22 protein-coding genes are annotated in these 26,703 nt (G+C 65.8%); 10 read left to right on the plus strand and 12 right to left on the minus strand.

What is annotated here, in order from left to right; genetic code table 11:
- The 3 genes from prpC to prpF all read left to right on the plus strand — a co-directional run.
- The coding region (gene prpC, locus AC3FOF_RS06750) for a bifunctional 2-methylcitrate synthase/citrate synthase (RefSeq protein ID WP_488726122.1) at positions 1-1,136 on the plus strand (1,136 nt) is incomplete at its 5' end.
- Between the two features lie 109 nt (positions 1,137-1,245).
- A complete protein-coding gene (gene acnD / locus AC3FOF_RS06755; protein ID WP_488726123.1) occupies positions 1,246-3,843 on the plus strand; it encodes a Fe/S-dependent 2-methylisocitrate dehydratase AcnD in 2,598 nt (865 codons plus the stop codon).
- A gap of 77 nt (positions 3,844-3,920) precedes the next feature.
- Complete coding sequence (prpF, locus tag AC3FOF_RS06760) at positions 3,921-5,111, plus strand: 2-methylaconitate cis-trans isomerase PrpF (protein WP_488726124.1); 1,191 nt, start codon at positions 3,921-3,923, stop codon at positions 5,109-5,111.
- A gap of 153 nt (positions 5,112-5,264) precedes the next feature.
- Here prpF and AC3FOF_RS06765 read toward each other — a convergent pair whose 3' ends face one another.
- A complete protein-coding gene (locus AC3FOF_RS06765; protein ID WP_276268351.1) occupies positions 5,265-5,723 on the minus strand; it encodes a GNAT family N-acetyltransferase in 459 nt (152 codons plus the stop codon).
- 231 nt (positions 5,724-5,954) lie between these two features.
- Between AC3FOF_RS06765 and AC3FOF_RS06770 the strand changes: the two genes are divergently transcribed.
- Positions 5,955-7,076, plus strand: a complete 1,122-nt coding sequence (locus AC3FOF_RS06770; protein ID WP_276268350.1) for an asparaginase — start codon at positions 5,955-5,957, stop codon at positions 7,074-7,076.
- Between the two features lie 288 nt (positions 7,077-7,364).
- On the opposite strand, the gene AC3FOF_RS06775 is transcribed toward AC3FOF_RS06770, so the two are convergent.
- The 3 genes from AC3FOF_RS06775 to AC3FOF_RS06785 all read right to left on the minus strand — a co-directional run bounded on the left by AC3FOF_RS06775 (position 7,365) and on the right by AC3FOF_RS06785 (position 9,066).
- On the minus strand, positions 7,365-7,709 hold the full coding sequence (locus AC3FOF_RS06775; protein ID WP_017225944.1) for a hypothetical protein: 345 nt from the start codon (positions 7,707-7,709) through the stop codon (positions 7,365-7,367).
- A 406-nt stretch (positions 7,710-8,115) separates the two neighbouring features.
- Positions 8,116-8,544, minus strand: a complete 429-nt coding sequence (locus tag AC3FOF_RS06780; RefSeq protein WP_488726125.1) for a PaaI family thioesterase — start codon at positions 8,542-8,544, stop codon at positions 8,116-8,118.
- Positions 8,545-8,604: 60 nt separating this feature from the next.
- Positions 8,605-9,066, minus strand: a complete 462-nt coding sequence (locus AC3FOF_RS06785; RefSeq protein ID WP_488726126.1) for a PaaI family thioesterase — start codon at positions 9,064-9,066, stop codon at positions 8,605-8,607.
- 122 nt (positions 9,067-9,188) lie between these two features.
- Between AC3FOF_RS06785 and AC3FOF_RS06790 the strand changes: the two genes are divergently transcribed.
- Positions 9,189-9,791, plus strand: coding sequence for a TetR/AcrR family transcriptional regulator (locus AC3FOF_RS06790; RefSeq protein WP_276264466.1), 603 nt, complete (start codon positions 9,189-9,191; stop codon positions 9,789-9,791).
- Between the two features lie 107 nt (positions 9,792-9,898).
- Here the strand turns inward: AC3FOF_RS06790 and AC3FOF_RS06795 are convergent, their stop codons facing one another.
- The gene (locus tag AC3FOF_RS06795; RefSeq protein ID WP_488726127.1) at positions 9,899-10,384 is read right to left on the minus strand and encodes a PaaI family thioesterase; all 486 of its coding nucleotides are present in this window, start codon (positions 10,382-10,384) and stop codon (positions 9,899-9,901) included.
- Between the two features lie 308 nt (positions 10,385-10,692).
- Between AC3FOF_RS06795 and AC3FOF_RS06800 the strand changes: the two genes are divergently transcribed.
- The 3 genes from AC3FOF_RS06800 to rrtA all read left to right on the plus strand — a co-directional run bounded on the left by AC3FOF_RS06800 (position 10,693) and on the right by rrtA (position 14,454).
- Entirely contained in the window at positions 10,693-10,851 is a 159-nt protein-coding gene (locus AC3FOF_RS06800) for a DUF1289 domain-containing protein (protein WP_488726291.1), read from the plus strand.
- A 554-nt stretch (positions 10,852-11,405) separates the two neighbouring features.
- Positions 11,406-13,865: an ExeM/NucH family extracellular endonuclease gene (locus AC3FOF_RS06805; protein ID WP_488726292.1), complete on the plus strand. Its 2,460-nt coding sequence runs from the start codon at positions 11,406-11,408 to the stop codon at positions 13,863-13,865.
- 1 nt (position 13,866) lies between these two features.
- Complete coding sequence (gene rrtA, locus AC3FOF_RS06810) at positions 13,867-14,454, plus strand: rhombosortase (protein ID WP_488726128.1); 588 nt, start codon at positions 13,867-13,869, stop codon at positions 14,452-14,454.
- Between the two features lie 16 nt (positions 14,455-14,470).
- Here rrtA and AC3FOF_RS06815 read toward each other — a convergent pair whose 3' ends face one another.
- The 3 genes from AC3FOF_RS06815 to AC3FOF_RS06825 form a co-directional block, all read right to left on the minus strand.
- Positions 14,471-15,178 (minus strand): MOSC domain-containing protein, encoded by a 708-nt coding sequence (locus AC3FOF_RS06815; protein ID WP_488726293.1) that lies wholly within the window; start codon positions 15,176-15,178, stop codon positions 14,471-14,473.
- A gap of 247 nt (positions 15,179-15,425) precedes the next feature.
- Complete coding sequence (locus tag AC3FOF_RS06820; RefSeq protein WP_488726129.1) at positions 15,426-17,894, minus strand: penicillin acylase family protein; 2,469 nt, start codon at positions 17,892-17,894, stop codon at positions 15,426-15,428.
- Between the two features lie 331 nt (positions 17,895-18,225).
- Positions 18,226-19,659, minus strand: coding sequence for an aldehyde dehydrogenase family protein (locus AC3FOF_RS06825; protein ID WP_017224555.1), 1,434 nt, complete (start codon positions 19,657-19,659; stop codon positions 18,226-18,228).
- Positions 19,660-19,864: 205 nt separating this feature from the next.
- On the opposite strand from AC3FOF_RS06825, the gene AC3FOF_RS06830 reads away from it, so the two are divergent.
- A complete protein-coding gene (locus AC3FOF_RS06830; protein WP_488726130.1) occupies positions 19,865-20,458 on the plus strand; it encodes a hypothetical protein in 594 nt (197 codons plus the stop codon).
- A 267-nt stretch (positions 20,459-20,725) separates the two neighbouring features.
- Here AC3FOF_RS06830 and AC3FOF_RS06835 read toward each other — a convergent pair whose 3' ends face one another.
- Complete coding sequence (locus AC3FOF_RS06835; protein WP_488726131.1) at positions 20,726-21,625, minus strand: LysR family transcriptional regulator; 900 nt, start codon at positions 21,623-21,625, stop codon at positions 20,726-20,728.
- Between the two features lie 430 nt (positions 21,626-22,055).
- On the opposite strand from AC3FOF_RS06835, the gene AC3FOF_RS06840 reads away from it, so the two are divergent.
- Positions 22,056-22,898 carry an NHL repeat-containing protein gene (locus AC3FOF_RS06840; RefSeq protein WP_488726132.1) on the plus strand — a complete coding sequence of 281 codons (843 nt, stop codon included), beginning with the start codon at positions 22,056-22,058 and terminating at the stop codon, positions 22,896-22,898.
- Between the two features lie 307 nt (positions 22,899-23,205).
- On the opposite strand, the gene AC3FOF_RS06845 is transcribed toward AC3FOF_RS06840, so the two are convergent.
- From AC3FOF_RS06845 to tadA, 3 genes are all read right to left on the minus strand, one after another.
- Positions 23,206-24,816: an ABC-F family ATPase gene (locus tag AC3FOF_RS06845; protein WP_035806471.1), complete on the minus strand. Its 1,611-nt coding sequence runs from the start codon at positions 24,814-24,816 to the stop codon at positions 23,206-23,208.
- 239 nt (positions 24,817-25,055) lie between these two features.
- Positions 25,056-26,030 carry a muramoyltetrapeptide carboxypeptidase gene (gene ldcA, locus AC3FOF_RS06850; protein WP_276264873.1) on the minus strand — a complete coding sequence of 325 codons (975 nt, stop codon included), beginning with the start codon at positions 26,028-26,030 and terminating at the stop codon, positions 25,056-25,058.
- Positions 26,027-26,689 carry a tRNA adenosine(34) deaminase TadA gene (gene tadA, locus AC3FOF_RS06855; RefSeq protein ID WP_276264872.1) on the minus strand — a complete coding sequence of 221 codons (663 nt, stop codon included), beginning with the start codon at positions 26,687-26,689 and terminating at the stop codon, positions 26,027-26,029. The genes ldcA and tadA overlap by 4 nt, the downstream gene beginning before the upstream one ends.
- Between the last annotated feature and the right edge of the window lie 14 nt (positions 26,690-26,703).

Consider the following 26,703-nt stretch of genomic DNA (forward strand, 5'->3'; position numbering starts at 1 on the left):
CCGCCCCGAAGCCGAAGAAATCCGTCGCCCTGTCGGGCGTGACCGCCGGCAATACCGCACTGTGCACGGTCGGCCGTACCGGCAACGACCTGCACTACCGCGGCTACGACATCCTCGACATCGCCGAGACCTGCGAGTTTGAAGAGATCGCCCACCTGCTGGTGCACGGCAAGCTCCCCACCCGCGCCGAACTGGCCGCCTACAAGGCCAGGCTGAAGGCCCTGCGCGGCCTGCCCGCCAACGTCAAGGCCGCGCTCGAATGGGTGCCCGCCAGCGCCCACCCGATGGACGTGATGCGCACCGGCGTGTCCGTGCTCGGCACCGTGCTGCCGGAGAAGGACGACCACAACACCCCGGGCGCGCGCGACATCGCCGACCGCCTGATGGCCAGCCTCGGCTCGATGCTGCTGTACTGGTACCACTACAGCCATAACGGCAAGCGCATCGAAGTCGAGACCGACGACGACTCCATCGGCGGCCATTTCCTGCACCTGCTGCACGGCCAGAAGCCGTCGGCGCTGTGGGAGCGCGCCATGCAGACCTCGCTCAACCTGTACGCCGAGCATGAATTCAATGCCTCGACCTTCGCCGGCCGCGTGATCGCCGGCACGGGCTCGGACATGTACTCGTCGATCTGCGGCGCCATCGGCGCGCTGCGCGGCCCCAAGCACGGCGGCGCCAACGAGGTCGCGTTCGAGACCCAGAAGCGCTACGACAGCCCGGACGAGGCCCAGGCCGACATCACGCACCGCGTGGAGAACAAGGAAGTGGTGATCGGTTTCGGCCACCCGGTGTACACCACCGGCGACCCGCGCAACCAGGTCATCAAGGAAGTGGCGCGGCGCCTGTCCAAGGACGCCGGCTCGATGAAGATGTTCGACATCGCCGAACGGCTGGAAACCACGATGTGGGACATCAAGAAGATGTTCCCCAACCTGGACTGGTTCAGCGCGGTGAGCTACCACATGATGGGCGTGCCGACCGCCATGTTCACCCCGCTGTTCGTGATCGCGCGGACCTCGGGCTGGGCCGCCCACATCATCGAGCAGCGCATCGACAACAAGATCATCCGCCCCAGCGCCAACTACACCGGGCCGGAGAACCTGAAGTTCGTGCCGATCAAGGATCGCAAGTAATCTGCCCGGCTGCCGGTTTGCTCCCCTGTACCGCCCGTGGGAGAGGGGGTAGCCGGCCGCAGAGCACGGCCGCTACCCCCTGATCGTCACTCTCTTTCTTCCCTACAAAATGAACACTGCAAACCGCAAACCGCTGCCCGGCACCCAGCTGGATTTCTTCGACACGCGCGCCGCGGTCGAGGCGATCCGGCCGGGCGCCTATGACAAGCTCCCGTACACCTCGCGCGTGCTGGCCGAGAACCTCGTGCGCCGCTGCGACCCAGCAACACTGACCGATTCCCTCAAGCAGATCATCGAACGCAAGCAGGAGCTGGATTTCCCCTGGTTCCCGGCACGCGTGGTCTGCCATGACATCCTTGGCCAGACCGCGCTGGTCGACCTCGCCGGGCTGCGCGATGCGATCACCGCCCAGGGCGGCGATCCGGCCAAGGTCAATCCGGTCGTGCCGGTGCAACTGATCGTCGATCACTCGCTGGCCGTGGAGTGCGGCGGCTTCGATCCCGACGCGTTCGCCAAGAACCGCGCCATCGAAGACCGGCGCAACGAAGACCGCTTCGACTTCATCAACTGGACCAAGAAAGCGTTCAAGAACGTCGAGGTGATCCCGCCAGGCAACGGGATCATGCACCAGATCAACCTGGAGCGGATGTCTCCGGTGATCCACGCGGTGGACGGCGTGGCCTACCCGGACACGCTGGTCGGCACCGACAGCCACACGCCGCACGTCGACGCCCTGGGTGTGATCGCGATCGGCGTGGGCGGACTGGAGGCCGAGAACGTGATGCTCGGACGCGCCTCGTGGATGCGGCTGCCCGACATCGTGGGCGTGGAGCTCTCCGGCAAGCGCCAGCCCGGCATCACCGCCACCGACATCGTGCTGGCGCTGACCGAGTTCCTGCGCAAGGAAAAGGTGGTCGGCGCCTATCTCGAGTTCCGCGGCGAGGGCGCCTCGAGCCTGACGCTCGGCGACCGCGCGACCATCTCCAATATGGCGCCCGAATATGGCGCCACCGCGGCGATGTTCTTCATCGACGAACAGACCATCGATTACCTGCGTCTCACCGGCCGCGACGACGCCCAGGTCAGGCTGGTGGAAACATATGCCAAGGAGGCCGGCCTGTGGGCCGATACGCTGAAGCACGCCGAATACGGGCGCATGCTGCAGTTCGACCTGTCGTCGGTGGGCCGCAACATGGCGGGCCCGTCCAACCCGCACAAGCGGCTGCCGACATCCGAGCTGGCCGAACGCGGCATCGCCGGCAAGTGGGAGGAAGTCCCCGGGCAGATGCCGGACGGCGCCGTGATCATCGCCGCGATCACCAGCTGCACCAACACCAGCAACCCGCGCAATGTGATCGCCGCAGCCCTGCTGGCACGCAATGCCAACGCGCGCGGCCTGACGCGCAAGCCGTGGGTGAAGAGCTCGCTGGCGCCGGGCTCCAAGGCCGTGCAACTGTACCTGGAAGATGCCAAGCTGCTGCCGGAGCTGGAACAGCTCGGCTTTGGCATCGTCGCCTTCGCCTGCACGACCTGCAACGGCATGTCGGGCGCGCTGGATCCGGCGATCCAGAAGGAGATCATCGAGCGCGACCTGTATGCGACGGCCGTGCTCTCGGGTAACCGCAACTTCGACGGCCGCATCCACCCCTACGCCAAGCAGGCCTTCCTCGCCTCGCCGCCGCTGGTGGTCGCGTACGCCATTGCCGGCACCATCCGTTTCGACATCGAGCGCGACGTGCTGGGCACGGACCAGGACGGCAAGCCGGTCCGGCTCAAGGACATCTGGCCGAGCGACGAGGAGATCGACGCGATCGTGGCCCAGAGCGTGAAGCCCGAGCAGTTCCGCAAGGTCTACGAGCCGATGTTCCGCTTCACCGTCGACAACGGCGAACAGATCAGCCCGCTGTACGACTGGCGTGCGCAGAGTACCTACATCCGCCGCCCGCCCTACTGGGAAGGCGCGCTGGCCGGCGAGCGCACGCTCCAGGGCCTGCGCCCGCTGGCCGTGCTGGGCGACAACATCACGACCGACCACCTGTCGCCGTCGAACGCCATCCTGCCGGACAGCGCCGCGGGCGAGTACCTGGCGAAGATGGGCCTGCCGGAGGAGGACTTCAACTCCTACGCCACGCACCGCGGCGATCACCTCACGGCGCAGCGCGCGACCTTCGCCAACCCGACGCTCCTCAACGAGATGGCGGTGATCGACGGGAAGGTCAAGAAAGGCTCGCTGGCCCGCATCGAGCCGGAAGGCCAGGTCGTGCGCATGTGGGAAGCGATCGAGACCTATATGGACCGCAAGCAGCCGCTGATCATCGTCGCGGGCGCCGACTACGGCCAGGGTTCCTCGCGCGACTGGGCCGCCAAGGGCGTGCGCCTGGCCGGCGTGGAAGCGATTGCCGCCGAAGGCTTCGAGCGCATCCACCGCACCAACCTGGTCGGCATGGGCGTGTTGCCGCTGGAGTTCAAGCCTGGCGTGAACCGCGCCACGCTAGGCATCGACGGCACCGAGACCTACGATGTGATCGGCGAGCGCAAGCCCAGGGCCGACCTCACCCTGGTGATCCATCGCAAGAACGGCGAGCGTGTGGAAGTCCCCATGACCTGCCGCCTCGATACCGCGGAAGAAGTGTCGATCTACGAAGCCGGCGGCGTGCTGCAGCGTTTCGCGCAGGACTTCCTCGAATCGTCGAAGGCCGCCACGTAAGCACGTACAGGCGTACCGTGCATCGTGTTCGGGCGGTACGGTGACGTACCGCCCGCTTTCACCAGGACAATATTTCCATGGCCCACGTACCCCAGATCAAGATTCCCGCCACCTATATCCGTGGCGGCACCAGCAAAGGCGTGTTCTTCCGCCTGCAGGATCTGCCCGAAGCCGCGCAGGTTCCGGGCCCGGCCCGCGATGCGCTGCTGATGCGCGTGATCGGCAGCCCGGACCCCTACGGCAAGCAGATCGACGGCATGGGCGCCGCGACTTCGAGCACCAGCAAGACGGTCATCCTGTCCAAGAGCAGCAAGCCCGGCCATGACGTCGACTACCTGTTCGGCCAGGTATCCATCGACCAGCCGTTTGTCGACTGGAGCGGCAACTGCGGCAATCTTTCCGCTGCCGTGGGGCCCTTCGCCATCAGTGCCGGGCTGGTCGACGCCAGCCGCATCCCGCACAACGGCGTGGCCACCGTGCGCATCTGGCAGGCCAATATCGGCAAGACCATCATCGGCCACGTGCCCATCACCAATGGCGCGGTGCAGGAGACCGGTGATTTCGAGCTCGATGGCGTGACCTTCCCCGCCGCCGAAGTGCAGCTGGAATTCATGGACCCGGCGGCCGAGGAAGACGGCGCCGGCGGCGCCATGTTCCCCACCGGCAACCTGGTCGACGACCTGGAAGTTCCGGGTGTCGGCACGCTGAAGGCCACCCTGATCAATGCCGGCATCCCGACCATCTTCCTGAACGCGGAAGCCATCGGCTATAAGGGCACCGAGCTGCAGGACGCCATCAACGGCGATCCCAAGGCGCTGGCGATGTTCGAGACCATTCGCGCCCATGGCGCGGTGCGCATGGGCCTGATCAAACACGTCGATGAAGCCGCCACCCGGCAACATACGCCGAAGGTCGCCTTTGTCGCCAGGCCGGCCGACTACATTGCGTCCAGCGGCAAGCAGGTTGCCGCCGGCGACGTCGACCTGCTCGTGCGCGCCTTGTCCATGGGCAAACTGCATCACGCCATGATGGGCACGGCTGCCGTGGCCATCGGTACCGCCGCGGCGATCACCGGCACGCTGGTGAATCTGGCGGCCGGCGGCGGTGCGCGCACCGCGGTACGCTTCGGCCATCCCTCGGGCACCTTGCGGGTGGGCGCGGAGGCCAGCCAGGTCAACGGCGAATGGACCGTGACCAAGGCCATCATGAGCCGCAGCGCCCGCGTGCTGATGGAAGGCTGGGTGCGGGTGCCCGGCGACGCGTTCTGACCAATGCGTGCACAAAGGTGGGAACCTGCCTCCGGCCTGCGTGTAGTTCCATTTGATCCTATGTGTTCTGGCGACGCGTCATCTGCCAGCCCTTGAGGCTGCCACGTGGCTGACCGCATTGGCACGGCCCGGCTCCTGCCGGGCCGTTTTCGTTCAGGCTGCGGCAGGCGCCTTGACCACGAAACCCCGCTCGCGGTCGCCATCGAAACCGGCGGCCAGATAGAGCCGGTGCGCATCGTCGCGCTGCGCACCGGACAGCAGCATCGCCTTGCAGCAACCCGCCTGCCACGCCAGCGCCAGCACATGGCGCAGCATGGCCAGGCCGATGCCGCGCCCACGCCAGGCCGCGGCGGTCACCACATGCTCGAGCAGGCCGATGGGACGGCCCTGCAAGGGCAGGCTGGGAATGACGGCCAGCATGCAGGTGGCAACAAGCTGGTTTTCGCACTCCGCCACCACCAGGCGCACCGCCTCGCTCCCCAGCACCTGCGCTAGCGCCAGCGCTGCCGGGGAACCGTCGAAGTCCGGATCGCCGGGCCGGAGTTCCCGGTAAAGCCGCAGCAAGGCATCCAGGTCATCGTGCCGCGCGAGGCGAAAGATCGTGTTTGTCATGGCAGGCATTTTCTCCAGGGCTGGCATAGTTTGACCACCTTGTCGCGCAGCCCACCCTCGGGAAAACCCCATGTGCTCAATTGTCGACACATTTGCCCGCCCTCTCGTATAGTGCTCGGTCCGCCGGACTGGCACCTGTAAGACAGCACCTGTACGGCGGATTGCGTAGACCCGATAGACGACGCAGACACCCAAAAGGTGCTGCCCAGTCGTGCCTGTACGAGGAGAATCATGAAGCGTTTTGCCCGTCTCACCACCCTGAGTGCCCTGCTGCTCGCCGCCAGCCTGACCACCGGCGCCGCCCATGCCCAACTGGCGCCGAGCGCCGCCGCGCCGGCCCAGGCCAGCGCCCCCAGCGAAGCCCGCAAGGCCAATATCGTCATCATCGGCACCGGTGGCACCATTGCCGGCGCCGGCGCTGCCGCCACCAACACCGCGGCCTACCAGTCGGCCGTGGTGCCGGTGGACAAGATCATCGCCTCGGTGCCCGAGATTTCGAAGATCGCCAACGTCAAGGGCGAGCAGATCTTCCAGATCGGCTCGGAGAGCTTCAACAACGAACGCCTGCTCAAACTCGGCAAGCGCGTCTCCGAACTGCTCAAGCAGCCCAACGTGGACGGCATCGTGATCACCCACGGCACCGACACCATCGAGGAAACCGCCTACTTCCTCAACCTGACGCTGAAGAGCGACAAGCCGGTGGTGGTGGTGGGTTCGATGCGCCCGGGCACCGCGCTGGGCGCGGATGGCGCGCTCAACCTCTACGACGCCGTGCTGGTAGCCTCCAGCCCCGAGTCCAAGGGCAAGGGCACGCTGGTGGTGCTGAACGACGAGATCCAGACCGGCCGCGACGTCACCAAGAGCAACACCTTCAAGACCGAGACCTTCCGTTCGCCGTTCGGCCCGCTGGGCTACGTGGTGGAAGGCCGCACGCTGTACTTCCGCCTGCCCGCGCGTCCGCACACCATGCAGACCGAATGGGACATCGACAAGATCGACAAGCTGCCTGAAGTTGCCGTGGTGTACGCCTATGGCAACGTCAACCCGGCCAGCGTGGAAGCGGCGGTAAAGAACGGCGCCAAGGCCATCGTCTATGCCGCCACCGGCAACGGCAGCGTGGGCGACTACATGGTCGAACCGCTCAAGGCCGCGCGCGCCAAGGGCGTGCAGATCGTGCGCGCTTCGCGCACCGGCAGCGGCGTGGTGGTCCGCAATGCCGAGCAGCCGGACGACAAGTACGACTGGCTGGTGACCGACGACCAGCTGCCGCAGAAGGCCCGCATCCTGATGGCACTGGCGCTGACCAAGACCAGCGACACCAAGGAACTGCAGAAGATCTTCTGGAAGTATTGAACCAGGACGAGTACCTCGCGGAAGGCGGCCGCACCATGCCGCCCCGCGCTGACGGCTGGCCGGTCGCATGGCGACCTGCCAGCCGTTTTCCATTCAAGCCGGTCCCCTGCAAGCCAGGCCATCGTCGAAGCCGTTGCCTGCAATGAACCGAAATGGCTTGTGACAGGGAGTTTTGGTGTTGGGTCTCAAAAAATGGCGGTTAATTGCATTAGAGCCATAAACGACAACCTGCCGTCGCGGTGATCGATCGTCATGAGCGCAATCCCGGCCCCAGGCTTCACCGCGCGGTCATCGCTGACCCGCCAGCGCCAGAAGGAGCTTCTGCAGTAACTGCTCATGCTTCTCCAGCGCTTCGTCAAGCGTGTCGGCTCCATAGCTCTCGTTGCCTTCCGCCACCCGCCCGACGACACGCGTCACGAACAATGGGGTGTCCCTGGGAGGGGGTTCGGAAACCCCGCGAAAGCGGGTTGTGATCGCGATGCCAAAGTCTTCCAGCAGCGTGCGACGGAATAACACGTCGTTTTCGGCCATCCAGCGCGCCCACTCGGTCTGGTCCGATACCTGCACGGGCTGGTTCTTTGCATCCAGGATATAGAAGCGAGCCCATTTGGGCGACGCCGGTCGGGATCTCATACGGATGTCTGGCCAGCAGCCGGCTCAGCCTCGGGCGATCCGCTCCGCCATGCGTTCCGGCAAATCGCGCCGAACGGAAGTCAGACTGAAGTCCATCGTCTTGCCTCATCTTCTGGTTAAGCCGATGCGGTCATTTTGCACCGTCCCGGGATCCGAAGACATCTCGCGCGGCTTGGCGAGCCATTCCCGCGCCAACGCACTCGCCTGTGGTTGTCCGGACCCACCATGGGTAGCCGCGCCGCCGCCCGCACCAAGCCAGACCGGCTTCCCTGCAAGCCGTCCCATCTCCGGCGCTTTCCCCTTCATTTGGCGGCAGCGCCGGAGACAGGCAACGTATTGCCGCAGGTGGCAAGATCTGGCCGTTAATTGTATTAATACCGTCGAAACGGAGACCGCATTGCCCGGATTATTTGGCCTCCGGACGCTCGGCCGGAACCAGGATGACGTCTCCGCTAGCCACCAGCCGAAGCTCGCCGTCGCGCTGCGCAAACACTTCCGCCCGCGCGAACACCTGACGCTTGCCCGCCCTGGTCACGCTGGCGCGTGCCACGAAAGCCTGCCCCACGGCGGGCGCCATGCAGTTGACCGAGTAATGCGAGGCCAGCACCGGCCCCACTACCGTCGTGGCCGCGTAGCCGCAGGCCGTGTCGATCAAGGCGCCCAGCACCCCCGCATGCAGGAAGCCCGCGTATTGCGTGGCCTCTTCCTGCCAGGGCATGTGGAGTTCCGCCTCCCCCGCTTCCGCGCGAATCACCTCGAAGCCAAGCCAGCGATTGAAGGCAGCGGTCTGATTGACTGTCCTGAGCACATCCAGTGAATAGCCATGGGTCGTCATTGCATCACCTGAAAGAGTGGAAAAACCAAAAACAAAGAAAGCCGGCCGGGCCGGCGACGATCACTGCAGGGCGCGGAATGTCGCGTTGGCCCGGGCGCATGCCACGCCATCGGCGGTTACGAAGGCCTGCGCAAAGCACAAGGTGCCGCCGACCTTGGTGAAGGCGGTTTCAAAATGCAGCCATTGTCCGATCCTGGCCACACTGAGGAAGTCGATCGACAGATTGACGGTGACCAGACTGCGCGGCTCGGCAAATTGCATGCCGCATGACAAGCCCATGGCGTTGTCGGCCAGGGCCGTGATCAGTCCGCCATGGGCAAACCCGCGCGCATTGGTGTGTACCTTGTCGAGCTTGACGGCCAGCACGATGGCCTGGTCCGAGCGGCTGGAGAAAAGCGGCTCCCACGGGTCCGTCAGCGGGCTGCGGCGGAAATGCCGCGTGAAGCCATCGGGTACGTCATCGGGTACGTCATTGGGAACGACGGCGGGAACAATGGCTTGCGTATCGGCATCGCCTGGCATCTGACTGTCTCCTGATCGGACTACGAGCCTGAATTCGGTTTCCGGCCCTGTTTTTAATGTAGACCAGTCTATATAATTCAGCCTGAATAGCAACCCCCTGCGACAACCGAGGACATCGACAGATGGCAGCCCAAGCCAAGCATCGGGACAAGATCGTCCGCTCCGCCGCTGTACTCTTCCGCCGCTACGGCTATGCAGCAAGCGGCACCAACGACATCGTCGCGCTCAGTGGCGCGCCCAAGGGCTCGCTTTATCACTACTTCCCGAGAGGTAAGGAGCAGATTGCCGAGGAAGTGATAGCGTACGCCGGAGAACTGGTGCGTTCGACGCTAGCCAGGCTGTGCGACGAGCATGATTCGCCGGGGGCCATCGTGCGCGCCTATAGCGCCTCGCTGGCGGGTTGGATGGCGGAATCCGGCTATCGCGACGGCTGCCCGATCTCGACCATCCTGCTGGAAATCGCTATCGAAGCCGAGGGCGTGGCGCAAGCGGGCAAGGCCGCCTTTGCCGCCTGGGAGGACGTGCTTGCGACGGCGTTCGAAGCGCGGAAGATCCCCCGCGCACGCGCCGTCGAGCTGGCCGGCCTGGCAGTCTGCTCCTGGGGGGGCGCCCTCGTCGTTGCCAAAGCCGCGCGCAGTAGCCAGCCTATCCAGCGCGTCGCCGAAACGCTGGCACGGCAACTCGATGATGCGGTGCGAGACGCCGGGCCGGAACAGACGGATTAAGGCGCGGCCCGGCTGATCGCAATGAACGCAAGCCGGTAGCGGCACCGCGCGCCTGCCCGGAACGGCCCGGGACCCGTTCGGAACGGCTTGAAACTGCCGGGAACAGATCAAAACAATGTGCTGCTCATCAACGCCTTGGCCACCAGTCCGGCCTCATCGGTGCCTTCGGCGTATACCGACACCTCGCTGACCACCTGGCGGCGCCCGCGCCTCACCACATTCGCCACGGCACGCAGGCTGACCGCGCGGGCGGCTTCGAGAAACTGGATGTTGAGCGAGCTGGTAGCGCCGCCGCGCAGATTGCCGGCATCGGCGCCGGAAGCGGCGGCGGCCGCGCCCGCCACGTCGATCAGGGTAGCAATCACACCGCCGTGGACGACGTCTCCCACCGTCACGTTGGCCGCGCTGAACGGCAGCAGCAACTCGACCTGATCGACGGCCAGTACATCCAGCCGGATGCCAAGAGCCCGCGCCACGGGGGAGCCCATCAGCACCTGCTCCACGGTTTGACGAATGCGCGCATCGACAAAAGCCGCGGAAGCGGCAACAGCAGCGCTAGCGGCGCTGGACAAGGCGGGAAACAGCGACGACATTGTGGGCTCCGGCTTGGAATGGTCATGACAGGCCCAGCTTAGGCGCCCTGCGGCAAGCACTCAATTACCTCGCAAGTCATTGGCGCGCAGCACGCGCAAGGAGGGGCATCGCCAGTCGCTGCGCCGTTCCCGGGCCATCGCCGGCAGCCGTTTATAATGTGCGGCCATCAGCCCCGCCTTCCCGCCGCATGCCGTCAAACCCGCAAGACACCAGCCAGCCAGCCCCCCGATCCAGCGCGCAGCCGGCGTCGCAAACCGATGCGCAAAGCGGCGAAGAAGGCCTCTTCGACCGCCCGGACAGCCCCTGCATCGGCATCTGCTCCACCCTGTTCGACGAGATCTGCCAGGGTTGCGGCCGCAGCGCCATGGAGGTCAGCAACTGGGTCTTCATGAACGACGCGGAAAAACAGGCGGTGTGGGAACGCATCACGCGCGAAGGCACCGCGCGGCGCTTCCGCCAGGACTGAACCGCCGCCGGCCGTCCTCAATCGCCAGCCACGGAAATGTCCCCCTCACGGGACCGGACAACCGCTAGCGCCCCCAGCGTGGTGCCGGCCGTGGAACACGCCGTATCGGGCACCTGCCCACGCCCCACTGAACGAAAAACCCAAAGCCCCCAGATGGCCTGTCCACTTGGACAGCGGGGCCTCCATCGTCATTGGCCCGATCCCAGGAGCCAACGCAAGCTCATCGGCCAATCTGCGCCGGTGACGCATCGAAATCTCCCCATTCGCTATCAACGGCATTGATTGTCACAGTATCCCGGCAAACTGCGTAAAAGCCCGAGGCGCGTGGAAGTGATGGTCACATCATGGCGAGCGCGCCGTCGGCCCGCCCCGGGCCGCGTGGCGGGCGCTGCCGCAAGGCTGGCGAATTTCAGAACCGGCTCAACGCCCGGCCGGTCCCACGCCTTCAGTCTGATGCAAGCAGGCCAGTCAAATGTATGCCAGCCAGTCATGAAGACGTCACTTCCGGCCCATAGCATCTGGCGCTTTGCAAAACCACCAGAGTGACCCACCCCATGCGCCTGTCCATCCTGAGCACCGCCCTGCTTGCCGTCACCATGCCCGCCCACGCCGACCTGATCATCAGCGAATACGTGGAAGGCACCTCCAACAACAAGGCAGTCGAGCTGTACAACCCCGACGCGACACCGATCGACCTGTCGCAATACAAGCTCCAGCAGTACAACAACGGCGCCACCGCGCCCACCACTTCCTTTGCGCTCAGCGGCACGCTGGCGCCCGGCGCCGTGTACGTGCTGGCCCATACGAGCATGGCAGCAACGCTCGGCAGCCGCCTGAACCAGGTTGCCGCGTTCACCTTCAACGGCGACGATGCGCTGGTACTCACCCGCGGCAGCACCGTGGTCGACCGCTTCGGCCAGGTCGGCGTGCAGCCTGCCGGCGGCGCCTGGGGTACAGGCACCTCCACCACCAAGGACAACACGCTGCGCCGCAAGGCCGGCCTGACCACCGGCGACACCGACAGCACCGGGGCCTTCGATCCGGCCCTGCAGTGGGACGGCTTCGGCACCGATGTCTTCACCGACCTCGGCTACTACAACAACATGCCGGCGCCGGTGCCTCCGGCCACGGCACAGTGCGGCGCGGCTGCCACGCTGATCGCGGATATCCAGGGCGCGGGAGCCGCGTCCCCGCTGGCCGGGCAGACGGTCGAAGTCGAGGCGGTGGTGACCGCCGACTATTCCGGCGCGGACGGCTTTAGCGGATTCTTCGTCCAGCAAGCCGACGCCAAGCGCCAGAACCGCCCCGGGGTATCCGAAGGCCTGTTCGTGTACGCGCCTTCGGCAAACGCCCGCGCCGGTGACCTGGTCCACCTGATCGGCAAGGTCGAAGAGAAATTCGGTCAGACACAGCTGACGCTCGGCAGCGCCGTGGCGGTTTGCGCGAGCGGCCAGTCGGTCAAGCCCGCAGAGATCTCCCTGCCGGTGAAGACCGCGCAATCGCTCGCGGCCTACGAAGGCATGCTGGTGGAACTCAAGCAGACCCTCACCGTCAGCGAAACCTATGAACTGGGCCGCTATGGCAGCGTGCTGCTGAGCAACGGCCGCCTGCCGATTCCTACCAATGTGGCACTGCCCAAGGACGGTGCAGCGGCCCAGGCCGCGGCCAATGCACTGAATCGCCTGGTGCTCGACGACGGCTCGAACAAGCAAAACCCGGCCGTAGTGCCCTACCCGGCGCCGGGCCTGAGCGCATCCAATACGCTGCGTGGCGGCTATACCGTCGGCTATGTGCAGGGCGTGCTGGAGATGCGCTATGGCGGCTGGCGCGTGCAGCCAGTGCCGGGCGCCGCCGCACCCGCCTTCCAGGCAACCAACCCCCGCACCAGCGCGCCGGCGCGCGACGCCCAGGCCGACATCCGGGTGGCTTCCTTCAATGTGCTGAACTATTTCAACGGCGACGGCAAGGGCGCGGGCTTCGACGACCCCAACAATCGCGGCGCCAAGACGCTGGCCGAATTCGAGCGCCAGGAAGCCAAGATCGTGGCGGCCCTGAAGGCCCTGAACGCCGACGTCGTCGGCCTGATGGAAATCGAGAACGATGGCTATGGCGAATTCAGCGCCATCAAGCGGCTGGTCAGCAAGCTCGGACCCGACTGGCGCTTCGTCGACCCGGGCGTGGACAAGCTGGGCGGCGATGCCATCAAGGTAGCCCTGATCTACAACAGCCGCACCGTGGAACCCGCCGGCAAAGCCGCCACGCTGGCCATCGACGACAAGAACCGCCAGCCGCTGGCCGGCACCTTCCGCATGATTGGCCAAACCCGCAAGATCACGGTCGTGGTCAACCACCTGAAGTCCAAGGGTTGCACCGGCTCCACAGGCGCTGACGCCGACCAGGGCGACGGCCAGAGTTGCTGGAACCCCACCCGCCTTGCCGCCGCCGGCAAGATCGCGGACTGGCTCGCCACCTCGCCCACCGGCGTCGCCGATGACGGCAAGCTGCTGATCGGCGACCTCAACAGCTATGCCAAGGAAGACCCGATCCGCCTGTTTGCCGACAAGGGCTACGGCGACATGGTCGCGAGCTTCATCAAGACCAGCCCCTACAGCTATGTCTTCGGTGGCGAAGCCGGCTATATCGACCATGCGCTGGCCGATGCCACCGCTGCCAAGCGCATCAAGGCAGTCCATGAGTGGCACATCAATGCCGATGAACCCATCGCGCTCGAATACTCGGTGGCCTTCAAGAGCGCGGAGCAGCAACAGTCGTTCTACGCGCCGGACGCGTATCGCTCCTCCGACCACGATCCGGTCCTGGTGGACCTGGCGTTGCGCGACGACAGCGCCAGCGTCAAGCCCGACGGCGAAAACACGGGTACCGGCAGCACGGGCGGCACCACCGCCAGCCAGGGCGGCGACACCGGCGGCGGCGCGTTCGATCCGTGGATGCTGCTGATCGCGGCAGCAGGCGCAACGGCGGCAGCGGCACGGCGCCGCTTCGCGCGGCGCTGAAATGAAGCCCGGCGGGCAGGCGGACACGGCCGGCTGGCTGCTGCTTGCGCTGGCCATGCTCGCCTTGCAGGCGGCGGGACCCGCGCTCATGCAGGTCCTGCGCTTCGACCGCGAGGCCATCCTCGCGGGTGAAGCATGGCGCCTGCTGAGCTGCCATTTCGTGCATCTCGGCTGGGCGCATTGCCTGCTCAACGTGGCGGGCATGCTGATGCTGGCCGCATTCCTGCCGGCGCGCCTGCGCGCCTGGCAGGTCGTCCCGCCGCTGGCAGCGATGACAGGCATCCTGCTGCTGGCCGGCGAGCCCGGCCTGCAGCGCTATGCGGGATTCTCCGGCATCAACTATGGCCTTGCCGTGATCGCGCTGCTGCCGCTGGCATGGCGCCGCGACGGCCTCGCGGCGATCCTGCTGCTGGCGATCGTCGGCCGTGCCGGCTGGCAGATCCTGGCCGGGCCATCCACCGTGGCGGCCGCCTGGCTGGGCGGCCCGATAGTGGCCAGCGCGCATGGGTATGGCATCGCCAGCGGCTTGCTGCTGATCTGGCCTGGCGCGCGCGCGCTGGCCGCGCTGCGCCACGGCCCGGTCCGCTGACCGCGGCAGGCGGGATTCAACCTCCCGCCAGCCGCCGCTCCATATCTTCCACCTCGCCCCGCTCCAGCCGCTGGCGCGCCAGCTTGCGCCAGCCCTCTGCCAGCGACGGCAGCGCCGCCATTGCGGCCAGCGCGCCGGCATCCAGCCGCTCCACATACAGCACGTGCAGCAGCCGCTGCAGGCTCCAGCCCGGGCAAGGCCGCTCGACCAGCACCAGGCTATCGCCACGGCTCAGTTCGCCCTCTTCCAGCACGCGGTAATACCAGCCGGTGCGCAGGCTTTGCTGGACCGCGCGCGCCATGCCGGCGTAGCCAAAGCGATGGTTCAGCTTCCAGCAGGGCTGGCGTGCCTGCGAGACTTCGACCAGGGCCCGTCCCAGGCGAAAACGATCGCCAATGCAGACGTTGGCTTCGGTCAGTCCCCCGCTGCTCACGTTCTCGCCGAATGCACCGGGCCGGGCGAGCACTTCGGCAGCCTGGCCGGAGAGCGTGCCCAGCTCCCGGCGCCAGGCCGGGTAGTGATCGAAGGCATAGTGATGAATGGCCTTTTCCGGGCCGCCATGGTGCCTCGGGTCACCCTGCCCGTCACCGGCCAGGCCCTGCGTAGTGACACGCACGGCGGATTCGACAGCCTGTTTGTCGATGCCGCTGGGTACGCCCTTGGGGCCGAAGGGGCGCACCTCGCCCAGCAGCACGCTCTCGATACGGGTGGCGAGCGGCGGCATCGCAGCCGCCGGCTCGCCGCTGCCGTTCGGCTGCGGGCGTGGTTGGTGCGGGGAAACGGAACGCGAGATGGAAGTCGGCATGGCGGCACGCATCCTGGTGGATCGATGCAAAGCGCCGATGTTAACGGCAAGCGGCCAGCCATGTACACCTTGTCCGCGCCAGGACCGGCCCGGAACCCGGAAAGCGGGCATGCCGGCGCAATCAATCACGCCGTGATGCATGCCCTTCCCTGCCCCGCGCCCGCCGCTATCGGCGCTTGCCAGCGGCCGGCTTCAGCACCAGGGTATCGAAGACCTCGTTGCCTGGCGCGCGGCGGCCCGGCGCCATGGTGATGTACTGCACGGCGGCCCATTTGTCGGTCCAGTCGCGGTAATGCGTGGACATCACGTTGCCCGACTGGCCGGTCGAGTCCATGAAGCGGGACTCGGACAGGTCGGACAGGTCGTAGATGGCACGCAGGCTGGCCGCGTGCACGCTCTCGAACGGAGCAGCCTCGTCGCGCAGGTTATGGCGCCCCGCGTTGATCGTGTAGGTGTCGCCGCCGCTGGGCACCTTGACGTTGAACAGCCCCGCCAGATAAGGCTGCTTGCCAAAGGGCTTGTGCTCCGAACGCGCGGCGTGGGCCGTACCCCAGCGCCAGCGCTCGGACTTGTCGCCGTAACGCCGGTCCAGGCCGGCGATGGCTCGGCGCCATGCGGTGCCGATGGCATCGTCGCAATCTTCCTGCGCGGGAGTCGTGCTGTCGTCGCACCAGAAAGCGCCGAGTCCGGTGGGATTGCGCAGCACATTCAGCATGGGCTGCTGCACGTTGCGCTGCTCCCACAGGCTGTTGAACAGGGCATCGCCCACCTTGTCCTGGAACAGCACGCGCGACAGCTCGCGCAGCCATGCGGTGGCGACCAGCGGCTCGGCCCGCTCGGGCAGCATATTGCCGTCCCATTTGCGCAGCGACTCGATCAGCGCGCGCTCGCGCGGAGCCAACGCCGGGTCCCTGGTAAACGACGCTGACAGCAGCAACGGCAAGGCGTCTCGCACGGCCAGCGACAGCGTGTCTTTCTGGATCGCGCCGAAGCTGTCCATGGTGTGCTGCGCGGTGGCGTCCAGCAGTGTGCGGATGCGCTGGTAGCGGTACGGCACGGTCCATTCGCTGGTGAGGAAGTAAGGATAGTCGTCTTCGACGATCTTCTGGTTGGCGGTGGCGATCACGCCCTCGGGCGGATTGAAGCTGCGCGGAAGCTGGTCGAACGGGATAAAGCCGGTCCAGTCGTAGCGCGCATCCCAGCCAGGCGCCGGCGCCAGCCCCTTCAGGTCGTTGTCGGCGCGCCGCAGCGGAACGCGGCCGGGCGCGATAAAGCCAATATTGCCATCCACGTCGGCGTAGACGATATTCTGCTGGGGCGAATGAAAATCGCGCAGGGCTGCCAGGAAACTGGCCCAGTCGGTGGCGCGGTTCAGCGCCAGCCCGGCTTGCAGGGTATGGTCATCCGCGCGCAACGCGGTCCACTGGAAAGCGATGACGTATTGCGCCCCGAGTGGCGCCGCCGCGGTCGCCACGGGTTCCGCCGCGTCGGAGATCACCGGGCCGTGGCGTGACTCGCGCACGCTCAGGACCACGTCGGGTGCGCCCTTGACATGGATGGTCTCGCTGCGCGTGGTGAAATCGGCCCAGCCGTCCGGGGTCTGGTAACGCTGTGTGCTGCCCGGTTGCAGGCGTTCGATAAAGAGATCCTGCACATCGGGCGCGGTATTGGTAAAGCCCCAGGCGATGCGCTGGTTATGGCCCAGCACCACGACCGGGGTGCCGGGCAGCGTCGCCCCGCTGACGTCCAGTCCCGGTGCCTGCAATTGAGCGAAATACCATAGCGCAGGGGCCTGCAGCCCCAGGTGCGGGTCGTTGGCCAGCAGCGGCTTGCCCGAGCGGGTGTGCGCGCCCGACACTACCCAGTTGTTCGAGCCCATGCCCTCCACATAGCCAGCCGGCGCCCGTTCTTCGACACGGGCCATGGCGGTGGCCAGCGGCGCCAGGTGCCGGTACAGGCTGCCATAGTCCATGGTGTGAACCGGCCGGTCGCCGGGATACGGCGCCAGCAACTCGTTGATGCGCGACACCGGCAATACCTGCGCCAGGCGCATGCGCAGCGTCTCCTGCGTCCAGTTGCCGCCCAGGTCCCAGGCCATCATCGTCTGCCAGCCTAGCGTGTCGGCCGGCTCCCAGTGCTCGGGCTCCGTGCGCAGGATCAGGAATTCCGGCGGCAAGGGCCCCTTGCGGCTGTCGATATAGGCGTTCACGCCGTCGGCGTAGGCCTGCAGCGCGGCGCGCGTTTCGGGTGAGGACCGGGCAAGGATGGCTTCGGCATTGCGCCGCACGCCCAGGGTGCGCAGGAAGCGGTCGGAATCGAGCGCGGCCGGGCCCAGGATTTCGGCCAGGCGGCCGGCCACGATGCGCTTGTTCATCTGCAACTGCCACAAGCGGTCCTGCGCATGGACGAAACCGAGCGCGAAATAAGCATCCTGCGCACTGGCCGCCTTGATATGCGGTACGGCATGCCGGTCGCGGACGATCGATACGCTCTCGCGCAGCCCGGGCAGGTTGAGCGTGCCCGCAGTCTGGGGCTGCGATGCCTGCCGATACCAGACGTAGGCGCCAAGCGCGCCCGCCGCCGCCAGTACGGTCAACATCAATACCAGCCAGGCCAGCCGTTTGAACCAGCGCATCGATCCCTCTCCCCGCGTGGCGACATGGCGCGCCCGCGTGTTTGTTTATAGCTTTGTCCCGTGTCTCTTGCGTCGCGTCCCGCGCCCGCGGATTCGCCGCACGGCTGTGGCTGGCGACGGGCGTCCGGAACCCGGGCATTATCGCCGAAGCCGCTGGCACGGGCTATCGGCGGCTGTCGCGGCGGTGGCGGCGGTGGCATTCCGGCCGGATGAAGCTGCGGCCCAAGGCAGCGAAAAAGCACTGGCGGCAGGCTGCGCCGCCCGGCGCCCCGGCAAGAAAAATGCCCGGACCAGCCGGGCATCGTTCATGGTACGGGAGCGGCTACCGGCCTCAGGCGGCCGGCTTCTTCAATTGCAAGGCCTTGTACTCGAGGAATTCCTCCAGCCCGTACTTGCCGGCTTCGCGTCCGTTGCCGGACTGCTTGTAGCCGCCAAACGGCGCCTGCATATTGAACGGCCCGCCGTTGATATCGACCTGGCCGGTGCGAATACGCCGCGCCACGCGGATGGCGCGGGCTTCGTCGCCGGACCACACACCGCCACCCAGCCCGTAGATGCTGTCGTTGGCGATGCGCACGGCATCTTCCTCGGTGTCGTAGCAGATGATCGACAGCACCGGGCCGAAGATCTCTTCCTGCGCCACCGTGGCCCTGGGATCGACGTTGCCCAGCACCGTCGGCTTGACGAAGAAGCCCTTGTCCAGCCCTTCGGGGGCCTCCGGTCCGCCAGCCACCAGTTCGGCGCCCTCGTTGATGCCGCGCTGGATGTAGCCGGTCACGCGATCCTTCTGCGCGGCGGAGATCAGCGGGCCGAGGCGGCTGGTTTCCTGCAGCGGGTCGCCGACGGTGAAGCTGTCGGCCACCTTCCTGGCGATGGCCTTGACCTCGTCGTAACGCGCGCGCGGCACCAGCATGCGGGTGTGCGCCGAGCAGGTCTGGCCTGAATTCAGGAAGCAGGCGCCGATGGTGCCCTTGACCGCCGCTGCCAGGTCCGCATCGTCCAGGATCACCGAGGCGGACTTGCCGCCCAGTTCCAGCGCCACGCGCTTGACGCTCTGCGCGCCCAGCTCCGACACGCGCTTGCCCGCCCGCGTGGAACCCGTGAACGACACCATATCGACTTCAGGATGGCTGGCCAGTACCTCGCCCACCACCGGGCCGTAGCCGGTGACCAGGTTGAACACGCCCGGCGGCAGCCCGGCGGCTTCGATCACCTCGGCCAGCACGAAGGCATTGAGCGGCGCCACTTCGGACGGCTTGAGCACCACGGTGCAGCCCGCGGCAAGCGCCGGTGCCACTTTCAGCGTGATCTGGTTGAGCGGGTAGTTCCACGGCGTGATGGCCGCCACCACGCCTACCGGCTCGCGCAGCACCAGGGAATTGCCGACCTCTTCCTCGAAGGGAAAGGTCTCGAGCAGCTTGGCGGCCTGCGCCCAGTTATAGACCGGGCCGCCCACCTGGATGGCGCGGGCGAGCTTGATCGGCATGCCGACTTCGCCGGCGATCAGTTGCGCCAGCTCTTCGCTGCGCTCCTTGAGGCCCTCGGCGATCTTGCGGATATAGCCCGCGCGCACGCTGGGCGGCGTCGCCGACCAGCTGTCGAAAGCGGCACGGGCCGCCTGGATGGCATCCTCGGCATCGCGCGCATGGCCCTCGGGAATGCGACCCATGACCGCTTCGGTCGTCGAATGGATCACGTCGATCAGTCCGGTGCCGTGCGGGGCAACCCACTTACCGTTGATAAAGAGTTTGTCTCGTTGTTGCATGGCCACAGTTTTCAGTTGGGTGAATAGGCGGGTGCAAATTTTGTTACTTTTATGGTGCACCACATTGTAGAGCGGATTGGCGCCTCGGTTTTTTTGCGGCGAGCAAGCTCGCCTAACAACGTGGCGATAATCGGCCAGCGAGTCGCCTTGAGCCCAGTGCGGCATACCGCACGGTACTGCCCGGCCCATAACAACGGAGCGAGACATGACTGACCCGGTTTTTCATAAGACCGAGCGAGGCCAGGACGAAATCCGCACGCGCGCGCGCAAGCTGGACCACAAGTTGCGCGCCTTGCTGCTGATCGTCAATGGCGAACGCCGGCGCAGCGAACTGCTGGCCCAGACCGGCGGCATGGGGGTAGGCGCCGAGGCCATTGAAGCTCTGCTGGAAGCTGGCCTGATTCGCGCGGCAGAGCAAACGGACCCGGCCCAGCCGCCTGCCGGATCGGACTCCAGCCCCGCAAACCCTGCGCAGGCCAATGTTCGCAGCACCGGCGACGGCAAGGCCGACGCCGCCGTAGCGCCTGCGCAAGACCTGCCTTCGTCCGCCGGTGGGCAAGTCCGCGGCACTTACCAGCAGCTCTATCACTTCTACACGGACGTCATCGGCCATCACCTGGGCCTGCGCGGCTACCTGCTGCAGGTCAAGGTGGAAAAAGCCGGCAGTCCGACCGAGCTGGCGGCGCTGCGCGACCCGCTTTACACGGCCTTGCACAAGGCCAAAGGCGAGATCACCGCCGGCGCCATCATCGGCCAGCTTGACAGGCTGGTGCGCGACGGCGGGCATGCATCGGCCTGAGTGGACGCGAGCCGTGGCCGGATACAAAAACGAGAAGGGCCGCACATGGCAGCCCTTCTCGTTGGCTCGACCGGCGCTTGCTGGAGCGGCTGAATGCGCCGGACGTGAAGATCTCCACTTCCACGAGTTGCGACACGAGGCAACGAGCCGCGTGGTGCGGATGCTTCCGCGGTACACACCACCAGAAGACGCCTCGCTTCGCCTTATGCTCATTGCGGGCGTAGTTGAAATGGTAACGGGCATCTGCCATGCGCCCTCGCTGACTCGCTAGACGCCAGGGCGAGCTTTGAGGATTCCAATCAAGCTGGTGACGGCTTCCCTGTCCTCTGCCAGGCGATACGCGATGCCTACGCGGATGCGAAGCTGCTGTCCTTCCAGCAACTCCTTGTAGACGATCCCCTTCCGCGTCATGGATTGCAGTGAGTGCGGAACCAGCGCAATACCTTGTCCGCCAGCGATCAAACTCAGCATGACGTGATAGTCGTCGGGCTCCGCCATACGCTCCGGGTGGAATCCCTTGCTTGCGAATATTCGCTCGCAGTGATCGTGATAGGCCGGGTTGAGCTTTCTGTCGAACCAAAACAGCCGGTCATGTTCCAGGTCAAGGAGAGAAAGCTTCCGCCGAGTCGACTCGGAATGATCCGATGGAATGCACGCGACCATCGGCTCGTCCAGCAGATGCTCGACGGTCAAGCCCTCGGTGCGCGACGGCAGTCCTATCACCGCCACATCCAGGTTCCCTCGATTCAGGTCGTGGACCGATCGCGCAGTGATCTGCCGCTTCACGTGCAAACGAATGGACGGAAATTGTGCCGCGAACGCGTCCTCGATCCAACTGAAAAGGCTTGCATCGATCACGGTAGTGATGCCGAGGTTCAACTCCATGCGGACTTCCGGAGAATCCGCAGCGAACTGTTTCGCCAATTGCTCCGAGTCATGCACCAGCGTCCGCGCCTTCTCAAGAAAGCGTTCCCCGGCTTCGGTGAGCCGCGTGCTTTGCCCGCCCCGAACGAACAGCTGTACCCCTAGGTTCTCTTCTAGCAGCTTGATCTGGCGGCTTAAAGGCGGCTGAGTGATGAACAGCCGCTTCGCCGCGCTGCGGAAACTCAGTTCTTCCGCCACCGCGATGAAGTACTCCAACTGCCTCAGCTTGAGCGAATTGCTCATGTCCATCTCCCTATCCCCACCGCGAGTCCCCAAAGGTATCAGCGAAGAAAGAAATAGCCAAGGTATTTGAGAATCATTACGGTTGAAACGTGGACAACAATGCAACGTCCATACGCATCGCCAGCCAGTGTCGGTGGCACGCGCGAGCGGATAGTGGAAACCATGTTCATGTTGCCGTCCCCGTGACGCTCAACGCGATGCTATCTGCCGAGGAAGTGCTTGCAGCACGGGCGAATGAGCAAGTAGTTACGGTTCTGCAGAACCTCTGCGCACCCACCAGCGCTTCAGGTGTAGGCGAATCTCCGGCTCACCGGCAGGCATTGCATTTTCTTTTGCCAACCCCTGGATGGCGGTGCATTCACGTTACACCCCAAGCCCCTCCCGGGCGGGATCATACGGCGACTGTGAAGTCGTCAGGAGCAATGCCAAGATGAAGCGTCGAACTCTTCTGCTCTTTCTCGCAACGAGCCCTTTCCTGTCTCCGCTGGCGCGCGGCGCATCGGCCGCCAAAGGGATGCTCTGGCAACGCGAGCGCACTGTTGCCTCCGGGTTGTCCTCGCCGGTAGGCATGGCATTGGATTCCGAGGAGCGCTTGCTGGTGGCCAACTGGAGCGCTGGAACTATCATCCGGGTCGAAAAGAGCGGCCAGGTCACGACGATTGCCTCTGGATTGAGCGGTCCTTCTGGTCTGGCGATTGCCGCAAACGGTGACCTATTCGTTGCCTCGTACAGCTCGGATTTGGTTTGGCGGATCAAGGATTCCGGTAAGCCCGAGGTATTCGCACGCGGGTTGGCAACACCAGCCGGCCTTTCATTCGACAACCAGGGGCGCTTGTTGATCGCCAACCGACGAACCAATCAGATCCTTGCCGCCGACCCGGCAGGCAAACTCTCGGTGGCCGTGGAAGGTGAGCTGCAAACGCCGGTCGGCGCCGTCCAGATGCCGGACGGTGGCTACTTCATTTCGAATATCAGCGGAGGCGTATCGTACGCTGCGTCTGACGGCCGCGCGCGTACCGTCTCGCGAGAGTTCTCGTCTCCGGGGCCGGGTATCGCAATCGCGGATGCCGAATCGGTCTACGTAGTGGATTACGGCGGGTCCGAGGTCAAGCAAGTCCATGCCGATGGCCGTACCCGCGTGGTCGCCAACGGATTCCGAAGCCCTGTGGGCCTAGCCATCTCGGCGGATCGGCGCAGGGCCGTGGTGGCGGACTGGGGCAGCAATACCGCGTATGGGCTCGTCATAGGCAGCGCCGCCACGGCCGCTGGCTGATCCCGCTCCGTCTCGCACTGAAGGCTGCGTGGGCCGCGAGTACGCGGGATCGCGCCGCGGTCGCCCTGGATCGCCTTCGCAGTGAAGGACGGCTGGATCCAAGGTACTTCTTGAAGCGTAAGCGCTAATTTCACCGCACCGGCAACGAGATGAGTTCGAACGGGCGCGGGGGCTGCAATCAGAACGCCGATGTCGTCGAATTCAGGTGCCCCCGCCAGTCGGTACTGCAGGTTCTTCAGCGAGCTGCATAAAGAAACAAAAAGGGCCACCCGAAGGCAGCCCCATTTGTTTGCGGAGAAGTGACCGCTTAGCCGTCGATCCCCTGCGACTCCAGGTACTCGTCATACGTACCCAGGTAGTCCGTCAGCGTGCCATCGTTGCGCACTTCGATCACGCGCGTGGCCAGGCCGCTGACGAACACGCGGTCGTGCGAGACGAAGATCAGCGTGCCGGTGAACTTGTCGAGCGCGATCTGCAGCGACTCGATCGATTCCATGTCCATGTGGTTGGTCGGCTCGTCGAGCGCCAGCACATTGTGCCGGCCCAGCATCAGCTTGCCCCAGATCATGCGGCCCTTCTCGCCGCCGGACAGCACCTTGACCGACTTCTTGATATCGTCGGCGGAGAACAGCAGGCGGCCCATGGTGCCGCGCAGCGACTGGTCGTCGTCGCCGGCCTGGGTCCACTGGCTCATCCAGTCGATCAGGTCGCGGTCGACGGGGAATTCTTCGAACGTATCCTGCGGCATATAGCCGACATTGGCGTTCTCGGCCCACTTGATGGTGCCGCGATCGACCTCGACGCCGCCCTTGATGCCGTTGCCCAGCAGGCTGCGCAGCAAGGTGGTCTTGCCGGCGCCGTTCTCGCCGATGATGGCCACGCGCTCGCCGGCCTGGATCGCCATCGACAGGTTGTTGACGATCTTGCGGTCGTAGGTCTTGGTGATGCCTTCCGCTTCCACCGCCAGGTTGTGCAGCTTCTTGTCGAACTCGAAGCGGATGAACGGGTTCTGGCGCGACGACGGCTTGATGTCCTCGACCTTGATCTTGTCGATCTGCTTCAGGCGCGAGGTGGCCTGGCGCGCCTTGGACTTGTTGGCCGAGAAGCGGCGCACGAAGTCCTGCAGCTCGCCGATGCGCTCCTTGGCGCGGGTATTCGCCGCCAGCTGGCGCTCGCGCGCCTGCATGGAGGCTTCCATGTAGTCGTCGTAGTTGCCCGGGTAGACCTTGAGCGTGCCGTAGTCCATGTCGGCCATGTGGGTGCACACGGAGTTCAGGAAGTGGCGATCGTGGGAAATGATGATCATGGTGGAATTGCGCTCGTTGAGCACTTGTTCCAGCCAGCGGATGGTGTTGATGTCGAGGTTGTTGGTCGGCTCGTCCAGCAGCAGCACGTCCGGGTTCGAGAAGAGCGCCTGCGCCAGCAGCACGCGCAGCTTCCAGCCCGGCGCCACGTTGCTCATGGTGCCCTGGTGCTGGTCGGTGGGGATGCCCACGCCCAGCAGCAGTTCGCCGGCACGCGCCTCGGCCGTGTAGCCGTCGTACTCGGCGTACTTGGCCTCGAGCTCGGCAGCCTTCATGTAGTCTTCGTCGGTGGCTTCCGGGTTGGCGTAGATGGCGTCGCGCTCGGCGGCGGCGGCCCACATCTCGGTGTGCCCCATCATGACCACGTCCAGCACGCGCATGTCTTCATAGGCGAACTGGTCCTGGCGCAGCTTGCCCAGGCGCACGCCCGGCTCCAGCATGACGTTGCCAGCGGATTGCTCGAGATCCCCGCCGAGGATCTTCATGAAGGTGGACTTGCCGCAGCCGTTCGCGCCGATCAAGCCGTAGCGGTTGCCCTCGCCGAACTTGACCGAGATATTCTCGAACAACGGCTTGGGGCCGAACTGCATGGTGATGTTTGCGGTAGAAAGCACGTCTGGGACCTTGTATGAATGATGAGGCGCGGGACTAGCGCGCTTGCCTCGGGCTGCCGCCAGCCAATTTGCAGGGCAAGAGCGGATCGCCTGGCAATATGCCGGGCGCCTGGCGGCGTGGGCGGCATAAAGCCAGGCATGGCGACCTGGCTGTGCGTTGGCGCGGGGGCCCGGGCAGGAAATTCGGGAATCAGCCCGCGATTTTACCATCCGCGGGCGAAGTTACGAAGCGGTACGGCTTAGATGTGGGCGGATGCCGCCGCTTTCAACACCGGATAGCCCGACAGCGACAGCGAGAAACCATCCGCACGTGCGCGCAACTGCGCCTGCCCACCTACAGGCAGGGTCAGTTTCTGCGGGCAGTGGCCGAATGGCAGGCCGGTGAGCACCGGCACCGGCAGGCGTTCCTGCAGGTAGGCCACCACGGCTGGCAGGTCGTAGCCGTTGTCGTAGTCGGTCACGCGATAGTTGGAAAAGTCGCCCAGCAGGATGGCGCGCTGCGCGCCCAGGACGCCGGCCTGGTCCAGCTGCAGCAGCATGCGCTCCACCCGGTACGGTGGCTCGTTGACATCCTCGAGGAACAGGATGCCGCCTTCGATGGCCGGCATGAACGGCGTGCCCAGCAGGCTGCACAGCATCGCCATATTGCCACCCCACAGCGTGCCGGACACGCTGCCGCTGAACGGCTGGCCGCCGGCCTGCGGCGCCGCCACCTCGATGGCATAGGCCGGATCGCGCAGCACGCCGTTGAAGTGCTGCCACATGAAGGGTTCCACCACCTCCGCGCCGAAGTCGGCCAGCAGCATCGGGCCGGCAAAGGTCACGCCGCCGGTGGCCGCCAGGTAGGCCAGCTGGAAAGCCGTGAAATCGCTGTGGCCGACGATCGGGGTCTGGCTGGCCCGCGCCTGCTCGGCGATGCGGGCGAAGTCCACCCGTTCCAGCAGCCGCGCGATGCCGTAGCCGCCCCGCACCGCCAGCGTCAGCTCGTGCGCCGCGCCGGTGCCGATGGCGTGCAGGTCGGCCAGGCGCTCGGCATCGCTGCCGCCGAAGCGCAGGTAGCGGCGCGCCAGCACATCCGGATTGCCGACGTGGAAACCATGCCCCTTGAGCCAGGCGCAGCCACGCGCGGCGATGGCCACATCGTGCGGATAGCCCGAAGACGCGATCAGGCGGACTTCGGTGGGCGGCGTGTGCATCGTCGTGGGCTGGCTCATGCGTCGGGGCTTCGGCTTGGGTCGGAGTTGGTGGAATTTACAGCGGCGGCGGTGGCGGCCGGGCTGCAGTGGGCGCAGCCGGGCACGGCATCCTGCGTGTCGTTGCCGGCGACGGCGCCCGCGGCTTCCTGCGCCGCCTTCTGGGCGGCCTTCTGGGCACGGCGCCTGGCACCGAAGAAATCCTTCAGCATGCGCGAGCAGTCGTCGGCCAGCACGCCGCCGGTGATCGTGGTCTGGTGGTTGAGCTGGGCCTGCTCGAACAGGTTGAGCACGCTGCCGGCAGCGCCGGTCTTGGGGTCGGTGGCGCCAAACACCACATGCCGGATGCGCGCGTGCAGGATGGCGCCGCTGCACATCACGCACGGCTCCAGCGTCACATACAGCTCGCACTCCGGCATGCGGTAGTTGCCGATCACCAGCGCGGCGGCGCGCAGCGCCTGCATTTCGGCGTGGGCGGAGGGATCGACCGAGCGGATCGGCAGGTTATGCCCGCGTGCGATGATCTGGTCGTTCCACACCACCACCGCGCCCACCGGCACTTCGCCGGCTGCCTCGGCCTTGCGCGCTTCGTCCAGCGCAGCCTGCATATAGCGGCGGTCGCGCTGCAGGGCGGGATCGGGGCTGGCGTCGGCCGGTTGCGGCAGGATGGGTTCGCTCATCTCGGCTGGCATGC

The sequence above is a fragment of the Cupriavidus sp. 96C5-1 genome, from assembly GCF_057798855.1.